Source organism: Streptomyces sp. NPDC043908 (assembly GCF_056435525.1).
In genome coordinates, this window is sequence record NZ_JBWKEI010000004.1 from 151145 (window position 1) to 177281 (window position 26137).

Sequence of the window (26137 nt, forward strand, 5' to 3'; positions counted from 1 at the left end):
CGTGCGGAGCTGTGGACAACTCCCGCCGGTGGCCTGCCTGATGGCCGCCCCGGGAGTTATCCACAGGGGGAGACGGGTGTCGGCAGCCAGCGGTACCGTCATGGCATTCGAGCTGCAGAAATGCGAACTGCTGACGGTGAACGAGTACGGGGGAGGCGGCACGCGATGAGCGATGTCGAGGCGGTGATTCCGGCCCAGCGAGCGGTGCCCGGCAACGGACGGATCCGGATCCCCGAGGTGCCCGGTTTCCGACACCACAAAGGTGTGGGCCCCGGCCACAAGGACGGCTCGCCCAAGAGCGACGGCAAGGCCCTGCGCCACCGGGTGCCCCGCTCCTCACACGACTCTCTGGTCCTCTCCACCGACCGGCCCGACGCGGTCCGCGCCGTCGAGGAATCGAACCTGGGCCGCGTGCCCGAGCTCACGCCGATCCGGGTGGGCCGCATGGCAGCCACCCCGTTCGCCTTCCTGCGCGGCTCCGCCGGACTGATGGCCCACGACCTCGTCGGCACCCCCATCACCGGAATCGGCGCCCAGATCTGCGGCGACGCCCACGCGGCGAACTTCGGTCTCTACGGCGACGCACGCGGCGGCCTCGTCATCGACCTCAACGACTTCGACGAGACCGTCACCGGCCCCTGGGAATGGGACCTCAAGCGCCTCGCCGCCTCCCTGGTCCTGGCCGGCCGGGAAGCAGGCGCCGACGAGGACACCTGCCGGACCGCCGCCTTCGACGCGGTCGGCGCCTACCGGCGCACCATGAGACTCCTGGCGAAACTGCCGGTGCTGGACGCGTGGAACGCGATAGCCGACGAGGAACTGGTCTCCCACACCGACGCGCGAGACCTGCTCGGCACCCTGGAGAAGGTCTCGGCCAAGGCCCGCAACAACACCAGCGCCCGCTTCGCCGCCAAGGCCACCGAGCGGAGAGCCGACGGACACCACCACTTCGTCGACGCGGCACCGGTACTGCGCCGGATACCCGACGCCGAGGCAGCCGCCGTGGCCGCCTCGCTCGGCCCCTACCTGGAAACCCTCTCGGAAGACCGCCTGCCGCTGCTCGCGCGGTACGCGATACATGACGTGGCCTTCCGGGTCGTCGGCACCGGCAGCGTCGGCACACGGTCATACGTGGTGCTGCTCCTCGACCATCGCGGTGAGCCGTTGGTGCTCCAGGTCAAGGAGGCCCGCGCCTCTGCCCTGCTGCCGCACCTGGCCAAGGCCGGCTTCCCAGCCCCGGACGCGGGACACGAAGGACAGCGGGTGGTCCTCGGGCAGAAGCGCATGCAGGTCGTCAGCGACATCCTGCTCGGCTGGACCACGGTCGACGGGCACCCCTATCAAGTGCGTCAGTTCCGCAACCGCAAGGGCAGCGTCGACCCGGCGGCCCTGGCCGCCGACCAGCTGGACGACTACGGCCGCATGACAGGCGCACTGCTGGCGCGCGCCCACTCCCACAGCGCCGACCCGCGCCTGATAGCGGGGTACTGCGGCAAGAACGAAGAGCTCGACGAGGCCCTGGCCGGCTTCGCGGTCCTCTACGCCGACCGTACGGAGTCGGACCACGCCATGCTCCTGGCCGCGATCAGGGACGGGCGGGTGGAGGCAGAGCTGGGGGTGTGAGGCAGAGCTGGGAGGGTGAGGTCGGGGTCGGGCCTGGCTCAGCTGGGAGTGTGAGGCTGAGCCCGGGCTCTGCTGAGCTGGGGCTTTGAGGCGGGGTGGGGTGGAGGGGCGGGGGTGGGGGGAGGGGGAGGGAGGGGCCCCCACCCCCCCCGCGCCCGTACGCTGGACCGGTGACGGACGAACCTGCCGAAGACACAACCGCCCGCCCCCACGCCCCAGCGAACGCGGAAGAGAACGCGGAGCGGCCCGAAGCCCGGCTGGACCGGGCTGTGCGGGCGGCCGAGCAGGCGTTGATCGAGTTCGAGATCGCGGTCGAGACGTTCCGCGTGGAGGTGGAGAACTTCTCCCGCCTGCACCACCAGAAGCTCGGCCCGATGTACGCCCGGCTCGACGAGCTCGACGCCCAGATCGCCGAGGCCAGGGCCTCGCTCACCGGCGATCCGGAGGACCTGCGCAAGGCACGCGAGGCGCGAGCCGCCGTCATGCCCATGCCCGGGGTCGACGAGCTCTTCCACGACTGGATGGACTCCGACGGGATCTCCCCCGAGGCCGCCTCCATGCTCACCGACCAGCCCGTACGGCCGCCGAAGCGGGTCCGCCCCAGCGAGGAGGCGCGCAGGCTCTACCGCGAGCTGGCCCGCAAGGCGCACCCCGACCTCGCGCAGGAGGAACAGGAACGGGCCCGGCGCGAGGAATTCATCACCCGGGTCAACGCCGCGTACGGCCGGGGCGACGAGGAGCTGCTGCGGGAGCTCGCCGAGGAGTGGGCGGCAGGCCCCGTGCCGGAGGAAGCGCGCCCCAGCGAGAGCGAGGAGCTCTACGCCCGGCTGGAGTGGCTGGCCCAGCGCAAGGAGCTGCTGGCCGTGCTGGCCCGTGAGCTGGAGGACAGCGCGATCGGCTCGATGCTGCGGATGGCGCCCGACGATCCGGACCGGCTTCTGGAGGAGATCGCCGAGCAGCTGTTGGCCGAGCTCGCCGGGCGCGAGGCGGTTCTGGCGGAGCTGGTGCAGTAGCGTTCCCCGTGACCTGGCCACACGGCTGACCTCGCTGACCGGCCGGTACCGGTGACCGGCCGAGACGTCCGTCGCGGCTGCTTCGGCGCCGTGACCGGGACAGCCGACGCGTACGAGAGAAGGCATGACCCATGAATTACGCCCAGCTGCCGTCCGTGGAGGCCGCCGCCGTGCCGGCCGACGCCCTGGTGCTGGACGTCCGTGAGGACGACGAGTGGGCGGCCGGGCACGTCGAGGGCGCGCTGCATGTGCCGATGAGCGGTTTCGTGGCGCGCTTCGGCGAGGTGACGCAGGCTGTCGAGGACGGCCGCCGGGCGTATGTGATGTGCCGGGTCGGCGGCCGGTCCGCGCAGGTCACGCAGTATCTGGTGCAGCAGGGGATCGACGCCGTGAACATCGACGGCGGCATGCAGGCGTGGGACGCCGCGGGGCGCCCGATGGTCAGCGACAACGACAGCCCGGCTTTCGTCCTCTGACCGGCTCTCGCCCCTGACGGGCCGTGGTCTCTGACGGGCTTTGGTACCTGACCGGCGTCGTCGTCCGACCAGCTGCATCGTCCGACCGGCGCCGCAGCCCGGCCTTGCGCCGCAGTCGGAGCCGCTCGTACGCGGTAGACCACGCGTGAGCGGCCGTGTGCGGTCCGCTATCCGAGTGGGTGCGCGGCCAGCAGGTCGCCGAGGGCTTCCTCGTGGGCCGCGGCTGGGCCGAGTGACAGTTCCAGTTGTTTGGCCCAGGCGTGGTAACGGTGCAGGGGGTAGTCGGTGTCGGCGCCGAACCCGCCGTGCAGATGCTGTGCGGTCTGTACGACTCTGCGTACGCCGTCGGAGGCCCAGATCTTCGCCACCGCCACATCCCCCGATACGGGCAGTGGACCCCCGGTGCCCAGGCCCGCACCCGCCCCCGTGTCCGTGCCCGTGCTCGTACTGATGCGCCACGCCGCCTGCCACAGGGTGGCTTCCATCGCGCGCAGGTCGATGTACCGATCGGCCGCCTGGACGGCGACCGCCTGGAAGGTCGCGATCGGGAACCCGAACTGTTCGCGCTTGCCGGTGTACGCGCTGGTCATCCCCAGTACGGCTTCTCCGAGACCCAGTGCGAGCGCGCAGGTGCCGGTGGCCAGCAGCTCGCGCAGCCACTCCCAGGCCCCTTCGGCCGTGACGACCGCGCGTGCTTCGATCCGTACGGAGTCGAGGCGGACCTCGGCGAAGCGCTCTCCGCTGGTGGAGACCTGGTCGGCGAGAGTAATCCCGTCGTGGACACGGGGGACCAGCGCGAGTACGGCGCGGCCCTCGCCGGTGTGGGCCGGTACGGCGATGCGGTCCGCGTTCTGCGCCCAGGGCACCCCGGTCTGTACCCCGTCGAGCACCCAGTCGCCGTCTCCGGCGCTCTCCTGCCGTGCCGTGACGGCGAGTTCGGCGGGGTCATGGCCGGTGCGGCCGTTGGCCCCGACGGTGAACACGAGCCCGCCCCGGCCTGCGGCGGGGAGCAGTTCACGGGCCAGCTCGGTGTCCCCGTACCGCTGTACGGCCATCGCCACCGCGCTGCTTTCCAGCAGCGGTACCCGGGCCAGCACCTTCGCGGACTCGCGCAGTACCAGGCAGAGGGCGATGGGGTCGAGGCCCGCGCCCCCGTACTGGGGGTCGATGACCAGGCTCAGCAGGTCCGATTCCGCGAGCTTGGCCCACAGCGGGCGGTCGAACTCCTCGGCCACCGCGCCCTGGGTCAGCGCGGGGCTCGGTACGGCGTCGGGCGCGACCCCCGAGAAGACCGCCTTTGCCACTTCGACGGCCGCCTGCTGTTCCTCGCTGAAGGTGAAGTCCACAGCCCTGTCCTCCCGCGCGCGCAGCGGATCTGATGGGCCGTCAAGATAGAACAGGTTCTAGCGGATGGGAATGGGTGGGACCGCCGGACGAGAAGTCGAACCTTGGGGGCCCTCCCCCCCCCGCCCCCTCCCCCCACCTCCCCAAGCCCCGCCCTCAGCCCCAACCCCCGCGCCCCCCTCACCGATCGAAGTCCAGCTCCACTTCCTTCGTCGCCGGGCGGGACTGGCAGGCCAGCACATAGCCCGCCTCCGTCTCGTCCTCCTCCAGGGCGAAGTTTCGGTCCATGCGCACCTCGCCCTTGACCAGGAACGCCCGGCAGGTGCCGCACACCCCGCCCTTGCAGGCGTACGGGGCGTCCGAACGCGCCCGCAGCACCGTGTCCAGGAGCTTCTCGCCGTCCTGGACCGGCCAGGTGCCGGAGCGGCCGTGGAGCGTCGCGGTCAGCGCGGCGTGCGCCGGGGCCGAGGCCGCGGCGGTGCTGGGCGCCGGGGCCTCGTCGACGTGGAAGATCTCCTCGTGGATCCGGCCGCGGGCGACGCCCAGTTCCCGCAGGGCCCGTTCGGCGCCCTGGACCAGGCCGAACGGTCCGCAGAGGTACCAGCCGTCGACGTCCTCCACCGGGAGCAGCGCGGGCAGCAGGGCCGTCAGCCGTTCCTGGTCGAGCCGGCCGGAGGGCAGTCCGGACTGCTGCTCTTCCCGGGAGAGGGCGTTGACCAGCTGGAACCGGTCGGGGAAGCGGTCCTTCAGGTCGGCCGTCTCCTCCAGGAACATGGTGGACGACACCGTGCGGTCGCTGCGTATGAGGCAGAAGCGGGCTTCGGGTTCCCGTTCCAGCAGGGTGGTGGCGATGGACAAGACCGGGGTGATGCCGCTGCCGCCGACTATGGCCACGAAGTATCCGGGGCGGGGCTCCAGGATGAAGCGGCCCATCGGTTCCATGACGTCGACCGTGTCGCCGACGGTGAGTTCCTTGAAGGCGTACGTGGAGAACTCGCCGCCCTCGACGAGGCGGATGCCGACGCGCAGGACGGGGGTGCCGGGCTGTTCGACGGCGGGCGCGCAGATCGAGTACGTACGGCGGATCTCCTGGCCCTGCACGGTGCGGCGCAGGGCGAGGTGCTGGCCGGGGCGGTGCCGGTAGGCCTCGCGCAGCTCCGGTGGTACGTCGAAGGTGACGGTCACCGCGTCGTCGGTGAGCCGTTCGACCTCGCTCACCCGGAGTGGATGGAACATCTACAACTCCTTGAAGTGGTCGAACGGTTCGCGGCAGGCGACGCAGCGGCGCAGTGCCTTGCAGGCCGTGGAGGAGAACCTGCTCAGCAGTTCGGTGTCGGTGGAGCCGCAGTGCGGGCAGCGCACGGCCAGGGTGAGCGCGACGGGGCCTTCGGCGGCGCTCTGCGGCCGGGGTGGTGCTATCCCGAACTCGGCCAGTTTGCGGCGGCCTTCGTCGCTGATGTCATCGGTCGACCAGGCGGGGGAGAGGACGCGGACGACGGTGACGTCCGGGATTCCGTTCTCGTGCAGGACCTGTTCGATGTCGGCGGTCATCGCTTCGATGGCGGGGCAGCCGGTGTAGGTGGGGGTGAGTCGGACGGTGACCTTGCCGGGGCTGTCCAGGTGGACTCCGCGCAGCACGCCGAGTTCCTCCAGGGTGATCACGGGCAGCTCGGGGTCGGGGACGGATCCGGCGAGCCGGGCGAGGTCCCGTTCGAGCGGGGTCATCTCGGCCGTGGCCGTGGGTGTGGCCCTGGCCGTGGCTGTCGCCGTGGTCGGGGTGATGGCTTTGGCTGCGGTCGTGTCGGTCACCATGTCGCCCCTGGGTGGCTGCGGTGCAGGTGCTGCATTTCGGCGAGCATCCGTCCGAAGGGTTCGGTGTGCAGGCCCTGGCGGCCGGCGCCTGCGGCCCAGGCGCCGGTCCTGGGGCCTTCGGGGACGGTCAGGGTGGCCTGCTCCAGCACGGAGGTGATGGAGGTGAGCCAGGTCTGCTCGGTCTCCTGCCAGTCGATGTCGACGCCGTCGACGGGCTGGAACATCTCTCCGGTGAACCGCCACAGCGCCTCGCAGGCACGCTGCATGCGGCCGTGGCTCTCGTCGGTGCCATCGCCCAGGCGCAGGGTCCACTGTTCGGCGTGGTCCTGGTGGTAGGCGACTTCCTTGACCGCCTTGGCGGCCAGCCCGGCGAGTTCGCTGGCGCCTGTGGCGAGCTGTCCGTAGAGCAGTTTCTGGTAGGTGGAGAAGTAGAGCTGGCGGGCGATGGTGTGGGCGAAGTCGCCGTTGGGCTGTTCGACCAGCTGGAGGTTGCGGAAGGCGCGCTCTTCGCGCAGGAAGGCCAGCTCGTCCTCGTCGCCTGCGAGGGAGAGCAGGACGCGCGCCTGGCCGAGCAGGTCGAGCGCGATGTTGGCGAGGGCTACTTCCTCTTCGAGGACGGGGGCGTGTCCGGCCCACTCCCCCAGTCGGTGCGAGAGCACCAGTGCGTCGTCGCCGAGGGCGAGGGCGGCCGCGACCGCGGGTGTGTGGGTCGTGGGCGCGGGGGTCGGGGCCGTCACAGGTGCTTCACTCCTTCCGGGATCTCGTAGAAGGTCGGGTGGCGGTAGGGCTTGTCGCCGGCCGGTTCGAAGAAGGAGTCCTTCTCGTCGGGGGAGGAGGCGGTGACGGCGCTGGAGGGCACGACCCAGATGGAGACGCCTTCGGAGCGCCGGGTGTACAGGTCGCGTGCGTTGCGCAGGGCCATCTGGGCGTCCGGGGCGTGCAGGCTTCCGGCGTGGGTGTGGGACAGTCCGCGGCGCGAGCGCACGAACACCTCCCACAGCGGCCAGTCGTGTGCGGTCATGCCGTTGCCTCCCCGTTCCTGTGCTGCTTGGTCGCGTACGCGGCTGCCGCGTCGCGGACCCAGGCGCCTTCCTCGTGGGCGCGGCGCCGCTGGGTGATCCTTTGTTCGTTGCAGGGGCCGTTGCCCTTGAGGACGTCCCAGAACTCGGTCCAGTCGATCGTCCCGAAGTCGTGGTGTCCGCGCTCCTCGTTCCACCGCAGGTCGGGGTCGGGGAGGGTGAGGCCGAGTGCTTCGGCCTGGGGGACGCAGATGTCGACGAAGCGCTGGCGGAGCTCGTCGTTCGAATGCCGTTTGATCTTCCAGGCCATGGACTGCGCCGAGTGGGACGACTCGTCGTCGGGCGGGCCGAACATCATCAGTGAGGGCCACCACCAGCGGTCCACCGCGTCCTGCGCCATGGCGTGCTGCTGCGGGGTGCCCTGGGAGAGGGCGAGGAGCAGTTCGTAGCCCTGGCGCTGGTGGAAGGACTCCTCTTTGCAGACGCGGACCATCGCCCGTGCGTACGGCCCGTAGGAGCAGCGGCAGAGGGGGACCTGGTTGGTGATGGCGGCGCCGTCCACGAGCCAGCCGATGGCGCCGACGTCGGCCCAGGTCAGGGTGGGGTAGTTGAAGATCGACGAGTATTTCTGGCGGCCGGAGTGGAGCTTGTCGAGCAGGTCGTCGCGGCTGACGCCGAGGGTTTCCGCAGCGCTGTACAGATACAGCCCGTGGCCGGCCTCGTCCTGCACCTTCGCCATGAGGATCGCCTTGCGGCGCAGCGAGGGTGCTCGGGTGATCCAGTTGGACTCGGGCTGCATGCCGATGATTTCGGAGTGGGCGTGTTGCGCTATCTGGCGGACGAGGGAGGCCCGGTAGGCCTCGGGCATCCAGTCGCGCGGTTCGATGCGCTCGTCGGCGGCCACCGCGGCGTCGAACGCGGCCTCGTACGCCGACGTGTCCTGCTCGTCCGCCGTCGGTGTGCCGTGCTTGTTGGTGCCGGTCTCCGCGGTCACTGCCGTCATCCGAGCCCCCTGCCGAGCTGTCGATTCCGGGTCGTCCGCCGGGCCACTCGCGCCCGACCGATCGTTCGGTTCATTGACTTCAATGGTGAGTCGACGGCCCGTAGGGTGTCAACCCTGTGGATAACCCAGTGGAGCCAACCGGGATCGGGGCGGGATGGATTCGTACGACGACAAGGACGTGCCGGGCGGGGAGGATCGGCTCCGGCGGCCCGGGCCGGACGCCGCCGACGGCGGCCCGCAGGCCGCTCCTGGCGCTGCCGCACTCGCTCCCACCAGCGACGACGTGATCGCGCCCGGCGGTCCTGCGAGCCCGCGCGGCGACGAGGCGCCCCGGCCCGGCGACGCCTCGGACGCATCGGCTCCCGCGACCGGCGCCACGGCGGCGCCCGCCCCCGCGCCCGGCGCGCCGAACCCCGCGCCCGGCGCGCCCACGCACGCCGCCCCGGCCTCCCCGCCCTCCGGCTCCCCCGCCGCCCCTGCTCCGGCGGCCTCCGACGCCCCCGGCTCCCCGGCTCCCCAGGCCTTCGAGTCCCCGGCTCCCGGTGTCCCCGGGCGCGGTATCGCCGGGCTGTCGCTGCCGTATCAAGTGGCGGGCGCGCTCGCGCTGGCCGTCGTCGCGGTGGTGGGGATCGTCCACGTCGCCATGGTGTTCCTGCACGTCGCGCCGTCCAACACGGTCACCAAGCAGCACGGCAAGGTTATCGACGACTGGATCTACCCCGAGTTCGAGCAGAACTGGAAGCTCTTCGCGCCCAACCCGCTCCAGCAGAACATCGCGGTCCAGGCCCGGGCCGAGATCCGTATGCCGGACGGGAACCGGAAGACGACCGACTGGATCGACCTGACGGCCGAGGACGGCTCCCACATCCGCGGCAACCCGCTGCCGAGCCACACCCAGCAGAACGAGCTCCGCCGGGGCTGGGAGTTCTTCATCAACTCCCACACCGACGACAACAAGCCCAACGGGCTGCGCGGCGAGCTGTCCGACCGCTACATCCACCGGATCGTGATGCTCCGCCTCGGCGCGCACCACGACGGCGGAACCGTCGAGCGTGTACAGGTCAGGTCCGTGACGAGGTCCGTGAAGGCTCCGGCGTGGAGCGACGAGAAGATCGACACCCGGCCGTACTACCGGGTCGTCCCCTGGTGGACCGTGACCGCCGCCGACCTCCCGGGCGGCGCCGGTTCCGCCGAGGCGCGCACGGAGGCCGGCCGATGAACGAGTCCACGAGTGAGTCCACCAGCGGATTCACGAGCGAGTCCCCGGGCGGGGCCATGAGTGAAGCTGCGAGCGGCCCCGGGCGCGGGTCCGTGAACAGCGCGACGGGCGGGCCCGCCGAGGAGCAGCCCCAGGTGTCACGTACGACTCCTGAGCCCCAGGGGTGGCACTGGCACGCCTCCCTCGAACACCAGACACTTCAGTCCCCTCAGGCCCCCCAGCCCCCCCAGCCCCCCTCCCCGGCCCCTGACGCCCGTACCGCCCCGGCGGCCCCGCCCTCCCCTACTCCGGCCCATGCTCCGGCCCCCGAGTCCAAGCCCGCCCAGGCGCTGCGCCGGGTCACGGGCGCGGCGCTGGGTCCGTACCAGAGCGCCGTCGTGCGCATCGGCTTCTCCGCGACCTGGCTGCTCTTCCTGCTGCGCGAGCTGCCGCACCGCCGGGAGCTGTACGGTCCGGACGGCCCGTGGAGCTGGGACATGGCCCAGCGGCTGGTGGACGGCAACCACGCCTTCACGGCGCTGCTGTGGACGGACAGCACGCTCTGGTTCGAGGTCGTCTACGCCGTCGCCGTTCTCTCCAGCGCCCTGCTGCTGCTCGGCTGGCGCACCCGCACCATGTCCGTGCTGTTCATGGTGGGTGTCCTGTCGCTGCAGAATCGGTCCGTCTTCATGGGGGACGGCGGGGACAACGTCATCCACCTCATGGCGATGTACCTGGTGCTCACCCGCTGCGGCCAGGTCTGGTCGCTGGACGCGCGCCGGCGCGAACGGGCCGCGGCGCGCGCCGCCCGGACCGGCGAGGTGGTGGCGGACCGGGTGGGTCCGGTGCTGTGGAGCGTCCTCGGTGTCTGCCTCCTCGCCGTCACGCTGCTCGGCGACGCGAGCGGCGGCTGGCTGTTGATCTTCTGGGGTCTGTGGGCGGTGCAGGCGCTGTGGTGGGCCGCCGGGCGGTACGCGCAGGGCGACCCGCGCGCGCTGCTCGACGTCGTCGCCAACCTCGCGCACAACGCCACCATGGTCGTGATCATGGCCGAGGTGTGTCTGATCTACGCCACCGCCGGCTGGTACAAGATCCAGGGTTCGCGCTGGCAGGACGGCACCGCGCTCTACTACCCGCTGCACCTGGACTACTTCTCGCCCTGGCCCGCCCTGTCGGACATCCTCGGCGGCAGCGGCCTGATCGTCATGCTGCTCACTTATGGAACGGTCGCCGTCCAGGTCGCGTTCCCGTTCACGCTCTTCAACCGGCGGGTCAAGAACGTCCTGCTGGTGGCGATGATGATGGAGCACGCCGGGATCGCCCTGCTGCTGGGGCTGCCGTTCTTCTCGCTCGCGATGATCGCGGCCGACGCGGTGTTCCTGCCGACCGGGTTCCTGCGCTGGCTGGGCGGCCGTGCCGGACGGCTGTGGGACCGGCTGGCGGGCCGGGCGGCCCCGCGGGGGCGTGCGGACGAGGAGCAGCGGCCCCGTACGCTCGTGGCGTGAGCAGCGAGACCAGCCCCAGCCCCTCCTCCGGCGCCGAGCACCCGGCGCCGGAGCCGCTTCAGAGCCCGGAGCCGCTTCAGTACGACGACGGTTTCGCGCCGGAGGTCGGGGTGGGGCCGCATCCGCTGCCCTGGCCCGAGGGCGAGCGGTACGACCCGGAGCTGCTCGCGCACGGCGACCGGCGCAATGTCGTCGACGCCTACCGCTACTGGACGCGTGAGGCGATCGTCGCGGACCTGGACACCCGCCGCCACGACTTCCATGTGGCGGTGGAGAACTGGGGCCACGACTTCAACATCGGCTCCGTCGTACGGACCGCCAACGCCTTCCTCGCGAAGGAGATCCACATTGTGGGGCGGCGGCGCTGGAACCGGCGCGGCGCGATGGTCACCGACCGCTACCAGCACGTACGCCACCACCCCGACACCGAGTCGCTGACGGCGTGGGCGGCCGCCGAGGGGCTGGAGATCATCGGGATCGACAACCTCCCGGGCGCGGTACCGCTGGAGCGCACCGTCCTGCCCCGCCGGTGTGTGCTGCTGTTCGGGCAGGAGGGGCCGGGCCTCACCGAGGAGGCGCGCGAGCACGCCTCGGCGGTGTGCTCGATCGCCCAGTTCGGCTCGACCCGGTCGATCAACGCGGGCGCCGCGGCCGCGATCGCGATGCACGCCTGGGTGCAGCGCTACGCCACCATCCCGGACCCGGCGCTCTGAGGCAGCCGGGCCCGGCGCGGACGCCCGGTACGCGCGTCCGGGTGTCCGCTACGCGCGCGTCCGGGCGTCCGCCACGCGCGGGTCAGGCCTGGCGGCGGACCTCCACCACCCGGAAGCGGTTGGCCACGAACGCGCTGTCGCACAGGGCCGCGTTCGCCGCCGGGTTGCCGCCGGAGCCGTGGAAGTCGGAGAACGCCGCCGTCTGGTTGACGTAGACCCCGCCCGTCAGGTTCAGGGAGAGCTGCGCGGACTCCTCCAGGCAGACCTCCTCGACCGCGCGCTCCACCTCCTGCGACGTCGTGTACGCGCCGACCGTCATGGCGCCCTTGTCGCGGACCGTGCGCCGCAGCAGCTCCAGCGCGCCGTCAGTGGAGTCGACGGCCACGGCGAAGGCGACCGGGCCGAAGCACTCCGACAGATAGGCCGCCTCGGCGTCCGGCTTGGCGCCGTCCAGCTTGACGATCACCGGGGTGCGCACCACCGCGTCCGGGAACTCCGGGTTGGTGATCTCGCGGGAGGGCAGGGCGACTTCGCCGAGCCCGGACGCGGCCTCCAGGCGGGCCTTCACGTCCGGGTTGACCAGCGCGCCCAGGATCGCGTTGGCGCGCGCGTCGTCGCCGAGCAGGCCGCCGACCGAGGCGGCGAGGTCGGCCACCACCTCGTCGTAGGACTTCTCGCCCGCGTCGGTGGTGATGCCGTCGCGGGGGATCAGCAGGTTCTGCGGGGTGGTGCACATCTGGCCGCTGTAGAGGGACAGCGAGAACGCCAGGTTGGAGAGCATCCCCTTGTAGTTGTCGGTGGAGTCCACCACGACCGTGTTGACGCCGGCCTTCTCGGTGTAGACCTGCGCCTGGCGGGCGTTGGCCTCCAGCCAGTCGCCGAAGGCGGTCGAGCCCGTGTAGTCGATGATCTTGATTTCGGGGCGGACGGCCAGCGTCTTGGCGATGCCCTCGCCGGGACGCTCGACGGCCAGGGCCACCAGGTTCGGGTCGAAGCCCGCCTCGGACAGGACCTCGCGGGCGATCCGGACGGTCAGGGCCAGCGGCAGCACCGCGCGCGGGTGCGGCTTGACCAGGACGGGGTTGCCGGTGGCCAGCGAGGCGAACAGGCCCGGGTAGCCGTTCCACGTCGGGAAGGTGTTGCAGCCGATCATCAGCGCGATACCGCGGGCGGCGGGGATGAAGGTCTTGCTGAGCTCCAGCGGGTCGCGCTTGCCCTGGGGCTTGGACCAGTGCGCCGCGTCCGAGGGCGTGCGGGTCTGCTCCTGGTACGCGTACGCCACCGCCTCCAGGCCGCGGTCCTGGGCGTGCGGGCCGCCCGCCTGGAACGCCATCATGAAGGCCTGGCCGCTGGTGTGCATGACCGCGTGCGCCAGCTCCGGGGTGCGCGCGGAGACGCGGGAGAGGATCTCCAGGCACACCAGGGCGCGCAGCTCGGGTCCGGCCTCGCGCCAGGCGCCCATGCCGGCCCTCATCGCCGGGAGCAGCACCTCCAGGTCGGGGTGCGGGTAGGTGATGCCCAACTCCGTCCCGTACGGGGAGACTTCCGCCCCCGTCCAGTCGTCGGTGCCGGGCTGGTCCAGGTCGAAGCGGGAGCCGAGCAGGGCGTCGAAGGCGGCCTTGCCGTCGTTCTCGTACGCCTTGGGGTGCTCGGGGTGGGGGGACCAGTACGCACGGGTGCGGATCGCTTCCAGGGCCTGGTCGAGCGTGGTCCGGTGGGACTCGGTGAGCTGCTGGGGGCTGAGCTGGGCGGCCATACGGACCAACTCCTCGTCGAGCTGGGCAGGGACGGGCGGACAGAGTTAGAGTAACCGAACGATCGGTCGGGACAAGGGGGTCCGTCGAACCTGTGGACAACGCATCGGGGAGGATCGCGTCATGACCGCCATCGAACCAAGCCCTGCCGTCGGGCCGGACCGCGCCGTCGCCGTAGTCGGCGCCGGGACCATGGGGCAGGGCATCGCCCAGGTGGCCCTGGTGGCCGGGCACCCCGTGCGGCTCCACGACGCCGTCCCCGGCCGGGCGCGCCAGGCCGCCGAGGCCATCGCGGGCCGCCTGGACCGGCTCGTGGAGAAAGGCCGGATCACATCGGCCGAGCGCGACGCGGCGCTCGCCCGGCTGCACCCGGCCGAGGAACTCGCCGAGCTCGCGGACGCCGCGCTGGTCGTCGAGGCGGTCCTGGAGCAACTCGACGTCAAGCAGCGGCTCTTCACGGCCCTGGAGGACATCGTCGCCGAGGACTGTCTGCTCGCCACCAACACCTCCTCCCTGTCCGTGACCGCCGTCGCGGGCGCCCTGCGCCATCCGGGCCGCTTCGTCGGGCTGCACTTCTTCAACCCCGCGCCGCTGCTCCCCCTCGTCGAGGTCGTCTCCGGCTTCGCCACCGAGGAGGCCGCCGCCACGCGCGCGTACGAGACGGCCAGGGCCTGGGGCAAGACCCCGGTGCGCTGCGCCGACACCCCGGGCTTCCTGGTCAACCGCATCGCGAGGCCCTTCTACGCCGAGGCCTTCGCCGTGTACGAGGAGCGCGGCGCCGACCCCGCCACCATCGACGCGGTGCTGCGCGAGAGCGGCGGCTTCGCCATGGGCCCCTTCGAGCTGACCGACCTCATCGGCCAGGACGTCAACGAGGCCGTCACCCGCTCGGTGTGGGAGGCCTTCTTCCAGAGCCCCAAGTTCACCCCCTCACTGGCCCAGCGCAGGCTGGTCGAGGCGGGCCTGCACGGCCGCAAGAGCGGACGCGGCTGGTACGGCTACGGAGAGGGCGCGGCGCGCCCCGAGCCGCACACCGCCGAGCCCGCCGAGGCGCCCGCCGCCGTCACCGTCGTCGGTGACCTCGGCCCCGCCGCCGAGCTCGTCGCGATGATGCGCGAAGCCGGGATCGAGGTGAAGAGCGTCGAGTCGGGCGGCCCCTACATCGGGCTGCCGGGCGACGGCCAGCTCGTCCCCGCCGACGGGCGCACCTCCGTCGAGTACGCGGACGTCGTCTACTTCGACCTGGCCCTGGACTACCGGGGCGCCACCCGCATCGCGCTCTCGGCGAGCGAGGACACCTCCACGCGCGCGGTGAGCGAGGCCGTCGGCCTCTTCCAGAAGCTCGGCAAGAAGGTCAGCGTCATCGGGGACGTACCCGGCATGATCGTCGCGCGGACCGTCGCGATGCTCGCGGACCTGGCCGCCGACGCGGTCGCCCGGGGCGTCGCCACGCCCGAGGACGTCGACACCGCGATGCGCCTGGGCGTCAACTACCCCCTTGGGCCCATCGAGTGGAGCCGCAGGCTCGGCCGGGACTGGGCGTACGACCTGCTGTCGGCGATGCACGAGCGCTGCCCCACCGGACGGTACGCGCCCTCGCTCGCCCTCTACCGGCAGTCGTACAGCAACGGCGAGGAGACCGCCTCATGACCACCGCCAAGCGGGACACCTACACCCCGGAGACCCTGCTCACGGTCGCGGTGCGGGTCTTCAACGAGCGCGGCTACGACGGCACCTCCATGGAGCACCTGTCCAAGGCGGCCGGCATCTCCAAATCGTCGATCTACCACCATGTGGCCGGCAAGGAGGAGCTGCTGCGGCGGGCCGTCAGCCGCGCCATCGACGGCCTGTTCGCCGTCCTGGAGGAGCCGGGCGCCACCCGCGGCCGGGCGATCGAGCGGGTCGAGTACGTCACTCGGCGTACGGTCGAGGTGCTGATGGCGGAGCTTCCGTACGTCACCCTGCTGCTGCGCGTACGGGGCAACACCAAGACCGAGCGGTGGGCGATGGAGCGCCGCAGGGAGTTCGACCAGCGGGTCTCCGACCTGCTCAAGGCCGCGGCCGCCGACGGCGACCTCCGTTCCGACATGGACATACGCCTGGCGACCCGGCTGCTCTTCGGCATGGTGAACTCGCTGGTGGAGTGGTACCGGCCGCAGCGCGAATCGGAGGCGGAGCGCGCCCAGGTCACCGAGGCGGTCGTCCAGCTGGCCTTCGACGGGCTGCGCACCCATCCCTGACGCGCGCGTGACAAGGACAAGGCCCTGGCGCCGGGCCGGGAGGGCTTCCAGGTACTGGCCGTGCACTCCACCGGTGACGACGTCGCCGAGATCGGCGGAGCGGCCGCCTATCTGCGCGCCAGGGGCGCCGGGAAACAGACGACCCCCGGAACTGGTCCACGGTGCCGGCCTTCCTGAAGAAGCACCGCGCCTGACCACCAGACCGCCTGACGACCCCACCTGAACGGCCACCCGGCCTGGCTCTACCCGCCCGCCTACGGTGTGGCGGGGCCCGGGTCCAGGTCGGTCTCCTCGAAGACCAGCAGCGTCCGGGTGGACAGCACTTCGGGGATCGACTGGAGCTTGGTGAGGACCAGTTCGCGCAGCGCCCGGTTGTCCGGCGAGTGCACCAGCAGCAGGACGTCGAAGTCGCCGCTGACCAGGGCGATGTGCGCGGCCCCCGGCAGTGCCTGGAGCTGCTCGCGGACCGTGCGCCACGAGTTCTGCACGATCTTGAGGGTGATGTAGGCGGAGGCGCCCTGCCCCGCCCGCTCGTGGTCCACGCGCGCGGTGAAGCCCCGGATCACGCCGTCGTCCAGCAGACGGTTGATCCGGGCATAGGCGTTGGCGCGCGACACGTGCACGCGCTCGGCCACGGAACGTATCGACGCGCGCCCGTCGGTCTGGAGCATGCGCAGGATGTCGCGGTCCACGGCGTCCAGCGGCCGTGCCGCGGTGCCCTGGCCCTCGTCGGCCATTTGTTCAGCTGCCATGTCCCCCCGCCTCCCTAGCATGGACGACCTGTCTCTATCCCAGGCTGTGCAGAACCGTTTGTCCACAGGCTCGCGGTGCCTGTAGCCAAAATGCGCTCTCGACCGAACAATCGGTAGGTGAGGCGCATCACACTGCCGTGCCTCCTTCCCGCTCTCACGAGGAGGTGCTTCGTCATGACGGTCCAAGAGCTGCCCGGTGCCGGTGCCGCCGCCTACCGGCCCACCCCTCCCCCTGCCTGGAGGCCCCGCACCGACCCCGCCCCGCTGCTCCCGGACCCCGAGCCGTACCGCGTGCTCGGCACGGACGCCCCGCTCGACCGCACCCTGATGCTGCGGCTGTACGAGGAACTGGTCCGCGGCCGGCGGTACAACGCGCAGGCCACCGCTCTCACCAAGCAGGGCCGCCTCGCCGTCTACCCGTCCTCCACCGGCCAGGAGGCCTGCGAGGTCGCCGCCGCGCTGGTGCTCCAGGAGCAGGACTGGCTCTTCCCCAGCTACCGGGACACCCTCGCCGCCGTCGCCCGCGGACTCGACCCCGTACAGGCCCTTACCCTGCTGCGCGGCGACTGGCACACCGGATACGACCCGCGCGAGCACCGCATCGCCCCCCTGTGCACCCCCCTCGCCACCCAGCTGCCGCACGCGGTGGGCCTGGCGCACGCGGCCCGCCTCAAGGGCGACGACGTGGTGGCGCTCGCCATGGTCGGCGACGGCGGCACCAGCGAGGGCGACTTCCACGAGGCGCTGAACTTCGCGGCCGTCTGGCAGGCACCGGTCGTCTTCCTCGTGCAGAACAACGGCTTCGCCATCTCCGTGCCGCTGGCCAAGCAGACCGCGGCCCCCTCCCTCGCCCACAAGGCCGTGGGGTACGGGATGCCAGGCCGGCTGGTCGACGGCAACGACGCGGCGGCGGTCCACGAGGTGCTGGCCGACGCCGTCGCGCGCGCCCGCCGGGGCGGCGGCCCCACGCTGGTCGAGGCCGTGACGTACCGGATCGAGGCGCACACCAACGCCGACGACGCCACCCGCTACCGGGTGGACGCCGAGGTGGCGGCGTGGCGCGACCACGACCCGATCCAGCTCCTGGAGGCCGAACTGACCAGCCGCGGATTCCTCGACGAGAGCGGGAAGAAGGCCGCGGCCGAGGCAGCGGAGAGCATGGCCGCCGCCCTGCGCGAGCGGATGAACGCGGACGCGGAGCTCGACCCCATGGACCTGTTCGCCCACGTCTACGCGGAGAAGACGGCCCAGCTGCGCGAACAGGAGGCCCAGCTGCGGGCCGAGCTGGCGGCGCACGAGGACGAGGAAGAGGGGCAGCGATGACCACGGTCGCGGCGAAGCCCGCCACCATGGCGCAGGCACTGCAGCGCGCCATGCGCGACGCGATGGCCGAGGACCCCTCGGTCCACGTCCTGGGAGAGGACGTGGGCACGCTCGGCGGCGTCTTCCGGATCACCGACGGGCTCGCCAAGGAGTTCGGCGAGGACCGCTGCACCGACACCCCCCTCGCCGAGGCCGGCATCCTCGGCACGGCCGTCGGCATGGCGATGTACGGGCTGCGGCCCGTGGTGGAGATGCAGTTCGACGCCTTCGCCTACCCGGCGTTCGAGCAGCTGATCAGCCATGTTTCCCGGATGCGCAACCGCACCGGCGGCTCCATGGGCATGCCCCTGGTGGTGCGGGTGCCCTACGGCGGCGGGATCGGCGGCGTCGAGCACCACAGCGACTCCTCCGAGGCCTACTACATGGCGACCCCGGGTCTGCACGTGGTGACGCCCGCCACCGTCGAGGACGCGTACGGCCTGCTGCGCGCGGCCATCGCCTCGGACGACCCCGTCGTCTTCCTGGAGCCCAAGCGGCTCTACTGGTCGAAGTCCTCCTGGTCGCCCCAGGCGCCCACCGAGGTCGCGCCCATCGGCAAGGCGGTGGTGCGCCGCCCCGGCCGCAGCGCCACGCTCATCACCTACGGCCCGTCCCTCCCGGTCTGCCTGGAGGCGGCCGAGGCGGCCACCGCCGAGGGCTGGGACCTGGAGGTCGTCGACCTGCGCTCCCTGGTGCCCTTCGACGACGAGACGGTGTGCGCCTCGGTGCGGCGTACGGGCCGCGCCGTCGTCGTCCACGAGTCGACCGGCTTCGGCGGCCCGGGGGGCGAGATAGCGGCCCGGGTCACCGAGCGCTGCTTCCACCACCTGGAGGCGCCGGTGCTGCGCGTCGCGGGCTTCGACATCCCGTATCCGCCGCCGATGCTGGAGAAGCACCACCTGCCGGGCGTCGACCGGGTCCTGGACGCGGTGGCGCGGCTTCAGTGGGAGGCGCAGAGCTGATGCCCAAGGTCCTGGAATTCAAGCTGCCGGACCTCGGCGAGGGCCTCACCGAGGCGGAGATCGTGCGCTGGCTGGTGGCGGTGGGCGACGTCGTGGCGATCGACCAGCCGGTGGTCGAGGTCGAGACCGCCAAGGCGATGGTGGAGGTGCCCTGCCCGTACGGAGGCGTGGTGACGGCGCGCTTCGGTGAAGAGGGCACGGAGCTGCCCGTCGGCGCGCCGCTGCTGACCGTCGCCGTCGGCGCGCCCGAGGCCCCCGAGGCGGCCGACGCGGAGTCCTCGGAGTACTCGGGCAACGTCCTGGTCGGTTACGGCACGGGGGAGGCCGTGCGGCGGCGGCGCCGGGTGCGCCCGGCACCCGTGGGCGCGACACCCGCCACCGCGTCTTCCGCCTCGCCGGTGGCGTCCGCGCCGGCCAGCGCGCGCCCCGCCGCTCCGACCGCGAGCGCGCCCGCGCCCGCCGCGCCCGCCTCCCTGGGCGTGGGCCCGGTGCCCGTCATCTCGCCCCTCGTACGGAAGCTGGCGCGGGAGAACGGGGTGGACCTGCGCGCACTGACCGGCTCCGGGCCGGACGGGCTGATCCTGCGCGGCGACGTGGAGTCGGCGCTGCGGACGGCGGCCCAGCCGGTGACCGCCGCCGCCGCGACGGTGCCCGTGGCGGCCGGTTCCGCCGCCGCCGGGACGCGGATACCGCTGCGCGGGATACGGGGCGCGGTCGCCGACAAGCTGGCGCGCAGCCGTTCCGAGATCCCCGACGCCACGTGCTGGGTCGACGCGGACGCCACCGAACTCATGGCGGCGCGAGCGGCGATGAACGCGGTGGGCGGCCCGAAGATCTCCGTCCTGGCGCTGCTGGCCAGGATCTGCACGGCGGCCCTCGACCGCTACCCCGAGCTCAACTCGACGGTGGACACCGCCGCCCGGGAGATCGTGCGGCTGCCGGCCGTGCACCTGGGCTTCGCCGCCCAGACCGAGCGGGGCCTGGTCGTACCGGTCGTCCGGGACGCGCAGGCGCGCAGCGCGGCGTCGCTGAGCGAGGAGTTCACGCGGCTGACCGAGGCGGCCCGGGCGGGCACGCTGACGCCCGGCGACCTGACCGGGGGCACCTTCACGCTCAACAACTACGGCGTGTTCGGGGTGGACGGCTCCACGCCGATCATCAACCACCCCGAGGCGGCGATGCTCGGAGTCGGCCGGATCGTGCCCAAGCCATGGGTGCACCAGGGCGAGCTGGCGGTACGTCAGGTCGTCCAGCTGTCGCTGACGTTCGACCACCGGGTGTGCGACGGGGGTACGGCGGGCGGCTTCCTCCGGTACGTGGCGGACTGCGTGGAGCAGCCGGCGGTACTGCTGCGGTCGCTGTAACCGGGACGGGACCCCGGGGAATGGGGCGGCGGGTGCCGCCGCCCCTTCGCGCCCGGGCGGCCCGCCGCCCCCCGCCGCGCCCCGCGCAGCCCGTCGCGGCGCCCATCGCGCCTGGGACGCCCTTGATGTCCTGGCCACGGCTCGGCACCCGGCCGTCCCAGGCCTGCCGTCCCACAGCCTGCAACCCGTCGCCCGTCGAGCCGCGCCCCGCGCAGCCCGTCGAGCCGCACGCCGTGCCCGGGCCGCCGTCCCGGTGCGGCGTGCGCCCATACTGCTGGGATGACGACGCCCTATGACGCCATCGTGCTCGCCGGAGGGGCCGCGAGGCGGCTCGGCGGGGCGGACAAGCCCGGGGTGCGGGTAGGAGGCAGGGCGCTGCTCGACCGGGTGCTCGCCGCCTGCGCCGGGGCCGGGGTCACCGTGGTCGTCGGAGGGCGCCGCACCACGGCGCGGCCCGTGCGGTGGACGCGGGAGGAACCGGCCGGCGGCGGGCCCCTCGCCGCCCTCGACGCGGGACTCCGGCCGACCACCGCCCCCGTGGTGCTCGCGCTCTCCGCCGACCTGCCCTTCCTGGGGCAGCCCACCGTCACCGCCCTGCTCGACGCCCTCGGCGCGGGCGGGCGCGAAGGCGTGCTGTGCGTCGACGAGAGCGGGCGGGAACAGCCGCTCGTCGCCGTCTACCGGACCGAGCCGCTCCGCCGCGCACTCGCCCTCCTCACGGCCGAGCACGGAGGTCTGGCGGGCCTCCCCCTGCGGCTGCTGACCCGGGAACTCGACCTCGCCCGCCTCACCGCCCCCCAGGCCCTCGCCTCCTTCGACTGCGACACCTGGGAGGACATCGCGACGGCCCGCGCCCGGATCAGGGAGCATGGGAACGTGCTGGACGAATGGATCACCGCAGTCAAGGACGAACTCGGCATCGACCTGGACGTCGACACCGGCGTACTGCTCGACCTGGCCAGGGACGCCGCCCACGGCGTGGCCCGGCCGGCGGCGCCGCTCACGACGTTCCTGGTCGGCTACGCGGCCGCCAAGGCGGGCGGGGAGGGCGCCGACGTCGCCGAGGCGGCTCGCAAGGCCGCCGCCCTCGCCACCCGGTGGGCGGCCGAGAAGGACGAGCTCAACCCGTGACGGGCGCCGAGCCGTCCGTGTCGCCCGTCGACGACGGGGTGGAGGAGGCGCTGGCCCTCGTGAGTGCTCCCGTTCCCGCCCCCGTGCCCGCGCCGGAGCCCCGCTCCCGCCCCCGCCACCGTGCCGCGCCCTGGCACCACGCCCGGGACGCCGCCATCGCGGCCGGACGGGCGGCGCCCCGCCGCAGCCACCGCGTGCCGCTCGCCCAGGCGCTGGGCGAAACTCTGGCCGCCCCCCTCGCGGCCCTCACCGACCTGCCGTCCTTCGACACCTCCGCCATGGACGGCTGGGTCGTCGCCGGCCCCGGGCCCTGGCGGATCCGGGACGCGGCCGACGGCATCCTCGCCGGACACGCGGCGCCCGCTCCCCTGGCGGACGGGGAGGCCGTACGGATCGCCACCGGCGCGCGCATCCCCGCCGAGGCGACCGCCGTCATCCGCAGCGAACACGCCCGCACGGACGCGGCCCAGGCGGTGCTCCATGCCCAGCGGGAGGTCGTCACCGGACAGGACATCCGCCCGCGCGGCCAGGAGTGCCGCTCCGGAGACCGGCTGCTCCCGGCGTCCGCGCTGGTCACCCCGGCCGTGCTGGGGCTGGCGGCGGCGGCCGGGTACGACGAGCTGAGCACCGTGCCACGGCCCCGCGTCGAGATCTTCGTCCTCGGAGACGAGCTGCTGGCCGAGGGGCTGCCGCGCGAGGGGCTGATCCGGGACGCGCTCGGCCCGATGCTCGGGCCCTGGCTGCGCATGCTCGGCGCCGAGGTCGTCGCCATGCGGCGGCTCAAGGACGACGCCGGGGTGCTGCTCGCGGCCGTGGAGGGCTCGACGGCGGACCTGGTGGTGACGACCGGCGGCACGGCGGCCGGGCCCGTCGACCATGTGCATCCCGTGCTGCGGACACTGGGGGCCGAACTGCTGGTGGACGGGGTCGCCGTCCGTCCCGGACATCCGATGCTGCTGGCCCGGATCGCCGCCGGAAAACACCTGGTGGGGCTGCCCGGCAATCCGCTCGCGGCCGTCTCCGCGCTGCTCACTCTCGCCGAGCCCCTGCTGCGGGAGCTCGCGGGATACCCGGGCGGCGCCGCAGCCACCGGCCCGTACACCGCCGTATTGCGCGACGAGGTGCACGGGCATCCGTACGACACCCGACTCGTGCCCGTGGTGCACCGGGGCGAGCAGGCCGTGCCGCTGCACTACAACGGCCCGGCCATGCTGCGTGGGATCGCGGCGGCGGACGGACTGGCGGTCGTACCGCCGGGCGGGGCCAAGGCGGGGCAGGGCGTCGAGGTCCTGGATCTGCCGTGGGGGCAACTGGGAGCGGGGGAAGGGTGTTTCACGTGAAACATGCGGAGTCGGCGGTCGCTGCCGACTGCGGGTCGGCGCGGTGGTCACGTCGCACCGGCTCAAGTCGGCTGTGGCGGGCGGGTGTTTCACGTGAAACCACGCGGGCCTGCCTCAACTCCCATACGTGCTGGCGGTGTTTCACGTGAAACTGCCCGGCCAGGACGTGATGGCCCGGCAGGCGGGCGAGAATCTGGTCACGCGGCGGGTGAAGCTGCCGCGCCGGGTGGTGGAACGGCCGCTGCGGCAGGTCGGCAAGCGGCTGCTGATGGCGCTCGGCGTGCTGGTGCTGACCGCGTTCCTCGTCTGGATCGACCGGGCCGGTTACCACGACAACGCCGACGGCAGGCTGGATCTGCTGGACGCCTCGTACTACGCCACCGTGACGCTCTCCACGACCGGATACGGCGACATCGTCCCGTACAGCGACAGTGCCCGGCTCACCAACATCCTGCTGATCACGCCGCTGCGCGTGCTCTTTCTGATCATCCTGGTCGGTACGACTCTCGAGGTCCTCACGGAGCGGACCCGGGAGGAGTGGCGGCTCAACCGCTGGAAGGCGAACTTGCGAGACCACACCGTCGTCGTCGGCTTCGGGACGAAGGGCCGTTCGGCGATCCAGACGCTCTGCGCGACCGGGCTGAAGAAGGAACAGGTCGTGGTCGTCGACCCGAGCGCGAAGGTGATCGAGGCGGCCAACGCCGAGGGATTCGTCGGGGTGATCGGGGACGCCACGCGCAGTGATGTGCTGGTGCGCGCGGAGGTGCCCCGGGCCCGTCAGGTCGTGATCGCCACCCAGCGCGACGACACGGCGGTGCTGGTGACGCTGACGGCGCGCCAGCTCAACCGGGGGGCGAAAATCGTCGCGGCGGTGCGGGAGGAGGAGAACGCGCCCTTGCTGCGGCAGTCCGGGGCGGACGGGGTGATCACCAGCGCGAGCGCGGCGGGACGGCTGCTCGGGCTCTCCGTGCTCAGCCCGAGCGCGGGCACGGTGATGGAGGACCTCATCCAGCAGGGCAGCGGGCTCGACATCGTGGAGCGGCCCGTGCGGAAGAGCGAGGTGGGGCGGGGGGTCCGGGAGACGGAGGACCTCACGGTCAGTGTGCTGCGCGGACACCGGCTGCTGGCCTACGACGACGTGCGGGCCAGCCCGCTCCAGCTGACGGACCGGCTGATCACGATCGTACGGGCGGGCAGCGGGCACTCGGAGGGTGCGGCGGAGTAGCGTCGGCCGCATGCATGCGATCACGATTCCTGAGCCGGGTGGTCCCGAGGCGCTGGTGTGGGCCGAGGTGCCCGATGCCGTGGCGGGTGAGGGCGAGGTCCTCGTCGAGGTGGCGGCGGCGGCCGTCAACCGTGCGGATGTGCTCCAGCGGCAGGGGCACTACGAGCCGCCGCCGGGGGCGTCTCCCTATCCGGGGCTGGAGTGCTCCGGGCGGATCGTCGCGGTCGGGCCGGGGGTGTCCGGGTGGTCCGTGGGCGACGAGGTGTGCGCGCTGCTGAGCGGCGGCGGGTACGCGGAGAAGGTGGCGGTGCCGGCGGGGCAGTTGCTGCCGGTGCCCGACGGGGTGGAGCTGACGGTGGCGGCGTCGCTGCCGGAGGCCGTCTCGACGGTGTGGTCCAACGTGTTCATGGTGGCCCATCTGCGGCCCGGCGAGACGCTGTTGGTGCACGGGGGTGCGAGCGGGATCGGGACGATGGCGATCCAGCTGGCCAAGGCGGTGGGTGCGCGGGTCGCCGTCACGGCGGGCGGGCCCGAGAAGCTGGCGCGGTGCGCGGAGCTGGGGGCGGACATCCTCATCGACTACCGCGAGCAGGACTTCGTGGAGGAGGTCCGCAAGGCGACGGACGGGGCGGGGGCGGACGTCATCCTCGACATCATGGGGGCGAAGTATCTCGACCGGAATGTACGGGCGTTGGCCGTCAACGGGCGGCTGGCGGTCATCGGGATGCAGGGCGGGGTGAAGGGCGAGCTCAACCTCGGGGCGCTGATGGCGAAGCGGGCCGCGGTGACGGCGACGACGTTGCGGGGGCGGCCCGCGGGGGAGAAGGCGGCGATCGTGGCGGCCGTTCGGGAGCATGTGTGGCCGCTGGTTGCCGCGGGGCGGGTGCGGCCGGTGGTGGATCGGGTTGTGGGGATGGGGGAGGCTGCGGAGGGGCATCGGGTGTTGGAGGCGGGGGGGCACGTGGGGAAGGTGTTGTTGGTGGTTTGAGCCCCTCCCCGCCCCTTCCCTAAACCCTCCGGGGGTGGGTGGGGGTGGAGGGGGTCGGTTTTCCCGGGGACTCCGTCCCCGGACCCCTGAGCGGGGGCTCCGCCCCCTGCACCCCCGGCGGGGGCTGCGCCCCCTGCACCCCGGCGGGGGCTGCGCCCCCTGCACCCCCAGCGGGGGCTGCGCCCCCGCCCGACCTCCTACAAGTACGGGCCCCCCGTCCGTACCCCAGGGCCCTCCTCGTCGTCGTGGGAGGTGCCTGGGGGGAGGGCTCGGCGCATTTGTTCCAGTTGGGCTCGGGCCGCCATCTGCTGGGCGAACAGGGCCGTCTGGATGCCGTGGAAGAGGCCCTCCAGCCAGCCCACCAACTGGGCCTGTGCGATGCGGAGTTCCGATTCGGAGGGGATCGCCTCGTCCGTGAAGGGGAGCGACAGGCGTTCCAGCTCCTCGACCAGTTCGGGGGCCAGGCCGTCCTCCAGTTCCTTGACGGAGGAGGCGTGGATGTCCTTCAGGCGTACACGGCTCGCCTCGTCCAGAGGCGCCGCGCGCACTTCTTCCAGAAGTTGCTTGATCATGCTGCCGATCCGCATGACCTTCGCGGGCTGTTCGACCATCTCCGTCACCGGGACCTCGCGCGACTCGTCGTCACCGCCGCCGATGGCCATGCCGTCCTGTCCGACGACCAGGATGTGGGGGCTGTCCGGCGACTGTTCGTTCCTCGGCATCTCCATGCCGCCCATTCTCTCGCACACGTGCCTCACATCACGTTGTGCCCCCGGGGAGCGGTGATCCACCCCCTGGAGGGCGGTGGAGTGGGAGCCGCTTCACGGGCGGCGCAGGCGCAGGGCCAGGAACGCGAGGCCCAGGCCCGTCAGGGTCAGGCCCGCCCCCATCGACAGCACGTGGACCCGCAGGTCCGACGTGCTGGACAGGCCGGAGGGGCGGCCCTTGGGTGCCACCGCGGGCTGCGCGCTCGGCGGCGGCGGGGGCGGCGTGGGCGACGAGAACGCGTCCGCGATCGGCTGCGCCGACTCGTCCGGTACGAAGGGGAGGGTGCCCGGCGGGCGGCCGGGCCGGGCGCGGCCCTCACCGGCCCGGTTGCCCGCGAACCGCTGGTCGAGGGGGGCGGACGGCGGCGCCGGGTCCTCCGCGTACGCGGGCGGGGCGACGAGCAGCAGGCCCGCCAGCGCCGCACCCGCGCCGAGCGGCCCGAGCGCCGCCCGGAGCCGTGTCCCAAGCCCTGAAGCCATGCGGTCAGCGTCACACGGGGCGCCGGGGCGGGCACCCCGGGTGCGTCAGGCGGGTGCACCCCGCCC

General features: G+C 72.6%; 25 protein-coding genes. 15 read left to right on the top strand and 10 right to left on the bottom strand.

Going from position 1 to position 26137, the window contains the following annotated elements:
* The first annotated feature begins 165 nt into the window (after positions 1-165).
* From AC069K_RS11310 to AC069K_RS11320, 3 genes are all read left to right on the top strand, one after another.
* Positions 166-1623: a DUF2252 domain-containing protein gene (locus AC069K_RS11310; RefSeq protein ID WP_478614657.1), complete on the top strand. Its 1458-nt coding sequence runs from the start codon at positions 166-168 to the stop codon at positions 1621-1623.
* A gap of 170 nt (positions 1624-1793) precedes the next feature.
* Positions 1794-2636 (top strand): hypothetical protein, encoded by an 843-nt coding sequence (locus AC069K_RS11315; protein WP_478614660.1) that lies wholly within the window; start codon positions 1794-1796, stop codon positions 2634-2636.
* A gap of 131 nt (positions 2637-2767) precedes the next feature.
* Entirely contained in the window at positions 2768-3112 is a 345-nt protein-coding gene (locus tag AC069K_RS11320; RefSeq protein WP_478614663.1) for a rhodanese-like domain-containing protein, read from the top strand.
* 167 nt (positions 3113-3279) lie between these two features.
* Here AC069K_RS11320 and AC069K_RS11325 read toward each other — a convergent pair whose 3' ends face one another.
* The 6 genes from AC069K_RS11325 to paaA form a co-directional block, all read right to left on the bottom strand.
* Positions 3280-4458: an acyl-CoA dehydrogenase family protein gene (locus AC069K_RS11325; protein WP_478614666.1), complete on the bottom strand. Its 1179-nt coding sequence runs from the start codon at positions 4456-4458 to the stop codon at positions 3280-3282.
* 178 nt (positions 4459-4636) lie between these two features.
* Entirely contained in the window at positions 4637-5692 is a 1056-nt protein-coding gene (locus AC069K_RS11330) for a 2Fe-2S iron-sulfur cluster-binding protein (RefSeq protein WP_365112153.1), read from the bottom strand.
* Positions 5693-6181, bottom strand: a complete 489-nt coding sequence (gene paaD, locus AC069K_RS11335) for a 1,2-phenylacetyl-CoA epoxidase subunit PaaD (RefSeq protein ID WP_365112198.1) — start codon at positions 6179-6181, stop codon at positions 5693-5695.
* Between the two features lie 80 nt (positions 6182-6261).
* Positions 6262-7005: a 1,2-phenylacetyl-CoA epoxidase subunit PaaC gene (gene paaC, locus AC069K_RS11340; protein ID WP_478614669.1), complete on the bottom strand. Its 744-nt coding sequence runs from the start codon at positions 7003-7005 to the stop codon at positions 6262-6264.
* Positions 7002-7289 carry a 1,2-phenylacetyl-CoA epoxidase subunit PaaB gene (gene paaB / locus AC069K_RS11345; RefSeq protein ID WP_478614671.1) on the bottom strand — a complete coding sequence of 96 codons (288 nt, stop codon included), beginning with the start codon at positions 7287-7289 and terminating at the stop codon, positions 7002-7004. Before paaB ends, paaC begins: the two co-directional genes overlap by 4 nt.
* The gene (gene paaA / locus AC069K_RS11350; RefSeq protein ID WP_358833274.1) at positions 7286-8290 is read right to left on the bottom strand and encodes a 1,2-phenylacetyl-CoA epoxidase subunit PaaA; all 1005 of its coding nucleotides are present in this window, start codon (positions 8288-8290) and stop codon (positions 7286-7288) included. Before paaA ends, paaB begins: the two co-directional genes overlap by 4 nt.
* Positions 8291-8444: 154 nt before the next feature.
* On the opposite strand from paaA, the gene AC069K_RS11355 reads away from it, so the two are divergent.
* From AC069K_RS11355 to AC069K_RS11365, 3 genes are all read left to right on the top strand, one after another.
* Positions 8445-9509, top strand: coding sequence for a DUF5819 family protein (locus AC069K_RS11355; protein ID WP_478614675.1), 1065 nt, complete (start codon positions 8445-8447; stop codon positions 9507-9509).
* Positions 9510-9601: 92 nt separating this feature from the next.
* A complete protein-coding gene (locus tag AC069K_RS11360) occupies positions 9602-10993 on the top strand; it encodes an HTTM domain-containing protein (RefSeq protein ID WP_478614678.1) in 1392 nt (463 codons plus the stop codon).
* Positions 10990-11706 (top strand): TrmH family RNA methyltransferase, encoded by a 717-nt coding sequence (locus AC069K_RS11365; protein WP_365112168.1) that lies wholly within the window; start codon positions 10990-10992, stop codon positions 11704-11706. Before AC069K_RS11360 ends, AC069K_RS11365 begins: the two co-directional genes overlap by 4 nt.
* An 82-nt stretch (positions 11707-11788) precedes the next feature.
* On the opposite strand, the gene paaN is transcribed toward AC069K_RS11365, so the two are convergent.
* On the bottom strand, positions 11789-13462 hold the full coding sequence (gene paaN, locus AC069K_RS11370; RefSeq protein ID WP_365112171.1) for a phenylacetic acid degradation protein PaaN: 1674 nt from the start codon (positions 13460-13462) through the stop codon (positions 11789-11791).
* 121 nt (positions 13463-13583) lie between these two features.
* Between paaN and AC069K_RS11375 the strand changes: the two genes are divergently transcribed.
* Entirely contained in the window at positions 13584-15110 is a 1527-nt protein-coding gene (locus AC069K_RS11375; protein WP_478614681.1) for a 3-hydroxyacyl-CoA dehydrogenase, read from the top strand.
* The gene (locus AC069K_RS11380) at positions 15107-15700 is read left to right on the top strand and encodes a TetR/AcrR family transcriptional regulator (RefSeq protein WP_358833269.1); all 594 of its coding nucleotides are present in this window, start codon (positions 15107-15109) and stop codon (positions 15698-15700) included. Before AC069K_RS11375 ends, AC069K_RS11380 begins: the two co-directional genes overlap by 4 nt.
* Before the next feature lie 254 nt (positions 15701-15954).
* Here the strand turns inward: AC069K_RS11380 and AC069K_RS11385 are convergent, their stop codons facing one another.
* Complete coding sequence (locus AC069K_RS11385; protein ID WP_358833268.1) at positions 15955-16452, bottom strand: Lrp/AsnC family transcriptional regulator; 498 nt, start codon at positions 16450-16452, stop codon at positions 15955-15957.
* Positions 16453-16626: 174 nt separating this feature from the next.
* On the opposite strand from AC069K_RS11385, the gene pdhA reads away from it, so the two are divergent.
* The 7 genes from pdhA (at position 16627) to AC069K_RS11420 (ending at position 24824) form a co-directional block, all read left to right on the top strand.
* Positions 16627-17775, top strand: coding sequence for a pyruvate dehydrogenase (acetyl-transferring) E1 component subunit alpha (gene pdhA, locus AC069K_RS11390; protein ID WP_478614684.1), 1149 nt, complete (start codon positions 16627-16629; stop codon positions 17773-17775).
* On the top strand, positions 17772-18776 hold the full coding sequence (locus tag AC069K_RS11395) for an alpha-ketoacid dehydrogenase subunit beta (protein ID WP_365112180.1): 1005 nt from the start codon (positions 17772-17774) through the stop codon (positions 18774-18776). Before pdhA ends, AC069K_RS11395 begins: the two co-directional genes overlap by 4 nt.
* Entirely contained in the window at positions 18776-20140 is a 1365-nt protein-coding gene (locus tag AC069K_RS11400) for a dihydrolipoamide acetyltransferase family protein (protein ID WP_478614688.1), read from the top strand. The genes AC069K_RS11395 and AC069K_RS11400 overlap by 1 nt, the downstream gene beginning before the upstream one ends.
* Positions 20141-20419: 279 nt before the next feature.
* Complete coding sequence (locus tag AC069K_RS11405) at positions 20420-21271, top strand: DUF6457 domain-containing protein (protein WP_478614691.1); 852 nt, start codon at positions 20420-20422, stop codon at positions 21269-21271.
* Positions 21268-22611: a molybdopterin molybdotransferase MoeA gene (locus AC069K_RS11410; RefSeq protein ID WP_478614694.1), complete on the top strand. Its 1344-nt coding sequence runs from the start codon at positions 21268-21270 to the stop codon at positions 22609-22611. Before AC069K_RS11405 ends, AC069K_RS11410 begins: the two co-directional genes overlap by 4 nt.
* Before the next feature lie 145 nt (positions 22612-22756).
* The gene (locus AC069K_RS11415; RefSeq protein ID WP_478615216.1) at positions 22757-23836 is read left to right on the top strand and encodes a potassium channel family protein; all 1080 of its coding nucleotides are present in this window, start codon (positions 22757-22759) and stop codon (positions 23834-23836) included.
* Between the two features lie 10 nt (positions 23837-23846).
* Entirely contained in the window at positions 23847-24824 is a 978-nt protein-coding gene (locus tag AC069K_RS11420) for an NAD(P)H-quinone oxidoreductase (RefSeq protein ID WP_365112189.1), read from the top strand.
* A 197-nt stretch (positions 24825-25021) separates the two neighbouring features.
* On the opposite strand, the gene AC069K_RS11425 is transcribed toward AC069K_RS11420, so the two are convergent.
* Entirely contained in the window at positions 25022-25552 is a 531-nt protein-coding gene (locus AC069K_RS11425; protein ID WP_358833742.1) for a bacterial proteasome activator family protein, read from the bottom strand.
* Positions 25553-25645: 93 nt separating this feature from the next.
* Positions 25646-26071 (bottom strand): hypothetical protein, encoded by a 426-nt coding sequence (locus tag AC069K_RS11430; protein ID WP_365113678.1) that lies wholly within the window; start codon positions 26069-26071, stop codon positions 25646-25648.
* Positions 26072-26137: the final 66 nt, after the last annotated feature.